The 6,535-nt window shown below is 61.0% G+C and carries 4 protein-coding genes; all 4 read right to left on the bottom strand.

Going from position 1 to position 6,535, the window contains the following annotated elements; genetic code table 11:
• Positions 1-142: 142 nt before the first annotated feature.
• Positions 143-1,558, bottom strand: a complete 1,416-nt coding sequence (locus tag HX786_RS29825) for an efflux transporter outer membrane subunit (RefSeq protein ID WP_102369143.1) — start codon at positions 1,556-1,558, stop codon at positions 143-145.
• Entirely contained in the window at positions 1,555-4,734 is a 3,180-nt protein-coding gene (locus HX786_RS29820) for an efflux RND transporter permease subunit (protein ID WP_003210869.1), read from the bottom strand. The genes HX786_RS29825 and HX786_RS29820 overlap by 4 nt, the downstream gene beginning before the upstream one ends.
• Positions 4,735-4,749: 15 nt before the next feature.
• Entirely contained in the window at positions 4,750-5,991 is a 1,242-nt protein-coding gene (gene mexE, locus HX786_RS29815) for a multidrug efflux RND transporter periplasmic adaptor subunit MexE (RefSeq protein WP_178912985.1), read from the bottom strand.
• A 225-nt stretch (positions 5,992-6,216) separates the two neighbouring features.
• A partial coding sequence (locus HX786_RS29810; RefSeq protein ID WP_178912984.1) for a DUF3757 domain-containing protein occupies positions 6,217-6,535 on the bottom strand: 319 nt, incomplete at its 5' end.

The raw sequence follows: 6,535 nt of genomic DNA, 5'->3' as shown, positions 1-6,535 counted from the left end.
GAGCGGAACCAATAGCAGCCCTGACCGAAATAACGGATATGCACACACCACAAGCGAGCAAAAAAAAGCCCCGCGACCGAATGACGGCACGGGGCTAAAAATTGGCTGGATGCGACCAACCAAAGGAGCTCTTTAAGTCAAATCACTTGGCACTGGCAATCGTGGTACTCGGCTGCCACCCACCGCCCAACGCCTTGTAGATCGCGACGATCCCACGATACAGATCCACTTCGGCCTGAGCCTGGGAGTCCTCGGCGGCCAAACGCTCACGCTGCGCGTCCAGCAACACCAGGAAGTCCACCGTCCCTTCGCGGTAACGAATCTCCGCCAGATCCGCAGCAGCCCGGCTCGACTCACTCTGACGAATCAGCGAGACCAACCGCTGCTGGCGTTTGCCGTAATCACTGAAGGCATTCTCCGATTCTTCCAGCGCCAGCAACACCTGCTGCTCATAAGTCGCCAGGGCGCCATCCGCCTCGGCATCCGCACCACGCAACCTTGCCCGCACACTGCCCAGGTCAAACGCCGCCCAGGTAATGCTCGGACCCAGCGACCAGGCATTCGCCGCCGCCGACCCAATCTGCGAACCCCGCCCAGCGGTAAACCCGAGGAACCCACTGAGGCTCACCCGCGGAAACAGATCAGCCTTGGCCACCCCAATCCGCGCCGTGGCCGCTGCCAACTTACGCTCGGCACTGAGAATATCCGGACGACGTTGCAGCAGCTGCCCCGGATCACCAATCGGCAACGCCTTGGCAATCGCCGGCAAATCTTTCGGGCTCAAATCCACGCTCAACTTGTCCGGCCGCTCACCGAGCAGGGTAGCGATACGATTACGCTCGCGAACTTCCTCGGCCTGCAGCTGCGGCACACTGGCTTCTACAGCCGCCAGACGCGCATCGGCCCGCACCACATCGAGCTGATCGCCCACACCGGCATCCCGCAGGCTGACCGTGATACCGCGTGAGTCTTCCTGGTTCTTCAGGTTGGCCACCGCGATTTTCTCGCGCAGTTGCGCGCCCCGCAGTTGACCGTAAGCGTCCACCAACTCGGCAATCATCGTCACTTGCAGCTGATACAAGTCAGCTTCGGCAACCTGTTGGTCAGCGTCGCTGGCCTCCAGGTTGCGGCGGATGCGGCCGAACAAGTCCACTTCCCAGGCCATGTCCAGGCCCAGGTCATAACGCTCGCTGTTGACACGTTGGGTGGTCTGGCCGGGGATCTGGCCTTTGCCCACATCGCTGCTGACACGGCTGGTGATCACCGGCATCACGTCATTGGCGGCGTCGTCACGAATCGCCCGGGCCGCCCGCAGGCGGGCAAATGCCACCCGCAGGTCACGGTTGCCTTGCAGGGATTGAGTCACCAGCTGGTTAAGGGTCGGGTCCTCGAACTGCTGCCACCAGATGCCTTCGAACTTACCGTGGTCGTATTGCTTGGCGTCGGCGGCGGCCGTTACGTTGGCCGCCTCCAGTGGCTGGGTTTTATAGTCCGGGCCCACGGCACAGGCGCTCAGCGCCAGTACCAGCAAGCTCGGCAAAAATACTTTCACGCTCATTGCTGTGTCTCCAGCTTCAAGGCCTTGGCCGCTTTGCGCGCTTCACCGCGTTCAACAAACCGGCGGATCAGTACATAGAACACTGGCGTCAGCAGCAGACCGAAGAAGGTCACGCCGATCATCCCGGAGAACACCGCCACACCCATGGCATGGCGCATCTCGGCACCGGCACCGCTGGACATCACCAGAGGCACTACACCCATGATGAAGGCGAACGAGGTCATCAGGATCGGCCGCAGACGCAGACGGCAGGCTTCCAGTACCGCAGCGAGCGGATCGAGGCCTTCCTGCTGTTTATCCTTGGCGAACTCGACGATCAGAATCGCGTTCTTACAGGCCAGGCCCACCAGGACGATCAGGCCGATCTGGGTAAAGATGTTGTTGTCGCCGCCAGAGATAATCACCCCGGTGATGGCCGACAGCAGGGTCATCGGTACGATCAGGATCACCGCCAGTGGCAGGCTCCAGCTTTCGTATTGGGCGGCCAGTACCAGGAACGCCAGCAGTACGCAGAGCGGGAACACGAACAGCGCAGTGTTGCCCGAGAGGATTTGCTGATAGGTCAGGTCGGTCCACTCGTAGGTCATGCCGTTGGGCAGTTCGTCTTTCAACAGTTTCTCGATCGCCGCCTGGGCCTGGCCGGAGCTGTAGCCCGGTGCGGCGTTGCCGTTGATCTCGGCGGTGATGAAGCCGTTGTAGTGCATCACGCGGTCCGGGCCCGAGGTGTCGCTGACCTTGATGAAGGTCGCCAGGGGAATCATCTCGCCTTTGTTGTTGCGCACTTTCAGCTGGCCGATCTGGTCTTCATCCTGGCGGAACTGTTGCTCAGCCTGCACGTTGACCTGATAGGTGCGCCCGAAGCGGTTGAAGTCGTTGGCATACAACGAGCCCAGGTAGATCTGCAGGGTGTCGAAGATGTCGCTGATCGCCACGCCATGGGTCTTGGCCTTTTCGCGGTCGATGGCAGCATCGACCTGGGGCACGTTGACCGTGTAGCTGGTGAACAGGCCGAACAACTCAGGCACGCCACGGCTCTTGGTAATGATGTTCTGCACTTCTTTGTACAGCTCGTCGTAACCCAGGTTGCCACGGTCTTCGACCTGCAGGCGGAACCCGCCGATCGTACCCAGGCCCTGTACCGGCGGCGGTGGGAAGATCGCCATGTAGGCTTCCTGGATGCTGCTGTACTTGCCGTTCAGTGCACCGGCAATCGCACCGGCAGACAGGCTCGGGTCTTTACGCTCATCGAACGGCTTCAAGGTCACGAACACGATGCCGTTGTTCGGGCTGTTGGTAAAACCGTTGATCGACAAGCCGGGGAAGGCGATCGCGCTTTCCACGCCGGGCTGTTTCATGGCGATGTCGGACATGCGCTTGATCACGTCTTCGGTACGGTCCAGGCTCGCGGCGTCCGGCAATTGCGCGAAGGCCACCAGGTATTGCTTGTCCTGGGCCGGTACGAAACCGGTCGGCGTGTGGGCAAAGCCCATCCAGGTCAGGACCATCAGGCCGGCGTACAGGAACAGCGCGATACCACTGCCGCGGATCACCCGGCGTACCGTGCCGACGTAACCATGGCTGGCCTTGTCGAAGAAGCGGTTGAACGGTTTGAACAACCAGCCGCCCAGCATCCTGTCGAGGAACCTGGAGAACCCGTCTTTCGGCGCGTTGTGGCCTTTGAGCAATACCGCTGCCAGTGCGGGCGACAGGGTCAGCGAGTTGAACGCCGAGATCACGGTCGAGATCGCAATGGTCAAGGCGAACTGCTTGTAGAACTGGCCGGTCAAGCCGCTGATAAATGCCGCTGGAATGAACACCGCACACAGTACCAGCGCGGTCGCGATGATCGGGCCGGTTACTTCGCTCATGGCCTTTTCAGTGGCCGGGAACGGTTCCAGGCCCAATTCGATGTTCCGTTCGACGTTCTCCACCACCACGATGGCGTCGTCCACCACGATACCGATCGCCAACACCAGCCCGAACAGCGACAGCGCGTTGAGCGAGAAGCCAAACAGGTGCATCACCGCAAAGGTACCGATCAACGATACCGGCACCGCCACCAATGGAATGATCGACGCACGCCAGGTCTGCAGGAACAGGATCACCACCAGCACCACCAGGATCAGTGCTTCAAACAGGGTGTGAACCACGGCCTCGATGGAGCCACGTACGAAGACGGTAGGGTCATAGGCGATGCGGTAATCCATGCCCTCCGGGAAGCTCTGTTTCAGCTCCGCCATCTTGGCGCGCACTTCATTGGAGATGTCGATTGCGTTGGAGCCCGGGCGCTGGAAGATCGGGATCGCCACGGCCGGCTGGTTGTCGATCAACGAGCGCAGGGCGTACTGGCTGGAACCCAGCTCAACCCGTGCAATGTCCTTCAAGCGCGTGATTTCGCCGTTGGCGCCGGCACGGATGACGATATTCTCGAACTCTTCCTCAGTGACCAGTCGGCCCTGGGTGTTGACCGACAGCTGGAAGCTGGTGTCATTCGGCGCAGGTTGCGCGCCCAAGGCACCGGCCGCCACCTGGCGGTTCTGTTCGCGAATGGCCGTGACCACGTCGGTGGCGGTCAGGTTGCGCGAGGCGGTCTTGTTCGGGTCCAGCCACACACGCAGGGAGTAATCGCCCATGCCGAACAGCTGCACATCACCCACGCCGCCCAGCCGTGCCAGCTCATCCTTGATATTGAGGATCGCGTAGTTGGACAGGTAGAGCATGTTGTAGCGCTGGTCGGGGGAGGTGATGTGCACCACCATGGTCAGGTCGGGAGAGGCCTTGTCCACGGTAATACCGATGCGCGTCACTTCCTCGGGCAGTTTGGGCTGAGTCCGGGTTACCCGGTTCTGCACCTGCACCTGCGCGTTGTCCAGGTCGGTGCCCAGGGCGAAGGTGATGGTCAGGGTCAGCTTGCCGTCGGCGGTCGATTGCGAGGACATGTACAGCATGTTCTCGACGCCGGTGATGGCTTGCTCCAGGGGCGCGGCCACGGTTTCACCGATGACCTTGGGGTTGGCGCCCGGGAAGTTGGCACGGACCACGACGGTCGGCGGTACCACTTCCGGGTATTCACTGATCGGCAGCTGGAACAGTGAAATCGCGCCGGCGATCAGGATCAACAGCGACAGCACCGCTGCGAAGATCGGCCGCGAAATGAAGAACTTGGAAAAATTCATCTTGAGTCGTATCCCTTAACCGCGTGGAGTCGCTGTACTTGCGAGCTTGGGCACGGCTTTATCCGGCGCCACTTGCTCCAGGTTGCTGGCTTCAAGCGCTTGTCGTTGTTGTGCCAAGGCGGCGAGGGTTTCCTTGCTGGCCATCGGGATGGTTTCCGGTGCAACCGGCGACCCCGGGCGAACGCGCTGCAAACCCTTGACGATGATCGTGTCGTCCTTGGTCAGGCCGCTGCGCACGATGCGCAAACCTTCGATCTTCGGACCCAGTTCCACCGCGCGGTAGGCAGGCTTGTCGCCGTCCATCACCAGCACGAATTTCTTACCCAGGTCGGTGCCCACGGCTTCGTCGCTGATCAGCACGGCGGAGTAGGTGCCACTGCCTACCAGCTTCAGGCGCGCATACAGGCCTGGGGTGTATTCGCCCTTGCTGTTATCAAACACGGCGCGACCACGAATGGTGCCGGTGGCCGGGTTGACCTGGTTGTCGACGAAGTTCATCTGGCCCAGGTGCGGGTTGCCGTCTTCATTGGACAGGCCCAGGTACACCGGGGTGGTCGCGCCACGGCGACCCTGGCGCGCGAGTTCGGTGTACTTGAGGTACACACGTTCATCGGCGTCGAAGTAGGCGTAGACCTTGTCGGTGGACACCACGCTGGTCAGCGCGGTGACATCGGCGGTCACCAGGTTGCCGGCGGTGATCTCGGCACGGCTGACGCGGCCGCTGATGGGCGAGCTGACACGGGTGAAGCTCAGGTTCAGCTTGGCCAGGTCCAACTGCGCCTGGATGCCGGCGACAGTCGCATGGGCTTCCTGGGCGGCGGTGGTGCGCGAGTCGGCCAGCTCGGCGGAGATCGCATTGCTCTGGCGCAGGCGTTCGCCGCGCTGGGCTTCGTTATCGCTGCGGGTGGCGGCGGCCTTGGTTTGTGCGAGTTGTGCTTCAAGGCGGCGCACTTCGGCCTGGAATGGGCGTGGGTCGATCTGGAACAACAGGTCGCCTTTCTTGACCAAGGCACCTTCGGTGAAGGCGACCTGATCGATCTGGCCCGACACGCGCGGACGGATCTGCACGGTTTCCGGCGCTTCGAGCCGGCCGGTGAATTCGTCCCACTCATTGACCGGTTGTTCCAGCACCTTGGCCACGCTGACGTGGCTTGGTGGCATGGCGGCTGCCTGTTCGGGCGCTTTGCCGCAGGCGCTCATCACCATCACGGCCAAAATGGCCAAGGGATAGCGCAAATGTTTGAGTGACTGTTCCATGAGGTGCATCCGCCAATGTATTTAAGATGGGCGGATCATGCTCGGCAGGGTGCTATCTCACGAATCGAATGAAACAAAGGTAACTATCATTCGGAATGATATAAGCGTAAAGCGAGCCCTCTAGCATGGGGCTTTCGTTAGGGAGCTATCAATGCTGTTGATGACAAAGGACTGTTGCGCAAGATGCAAGGAACAGCGCGCCGCATAAACTGTCGGGCGTGCCTGCTATTCAAATGTACAGAGCGCCGGGTTGGTTGCCGTGCATTCGTTGCCTGACCATGCGCTGCCCAGAGGCCTGGCATTGACCTGGTTTTTCAGGGTCATGCTTACCGGTTCATGGTTCTGATCCAGGTAGTGGCATGCCACAGACGACTGGCCCTGGCTGCTTTGGATCACCGCCTTTTCAAAGTGGACCTGGTGCAGGTCTTTCTGCTCTGTCATCGGGTTTTGCCCGGTCCATTGCCGACCGTCCGGGCCGGACGCAGTGTAGGCGACCACTTCCCCGGTCGGCGTCTTTTTGAACGCGTCTTTAAGGGCATGGGTG

This window comes from Pseudomonas sp. 21615526 (assembly GCF_013386245.1).
Classification (GTDB): domain Bacteria; phylum Pseudomonadota; class Gammaproteobacteria; order Pseudomonadales; family Pseudomonadaceae; genus Aquipseudomonas.
This window is presented reverse-complemented; position numbering and strand designations above follow the sequence as displayed.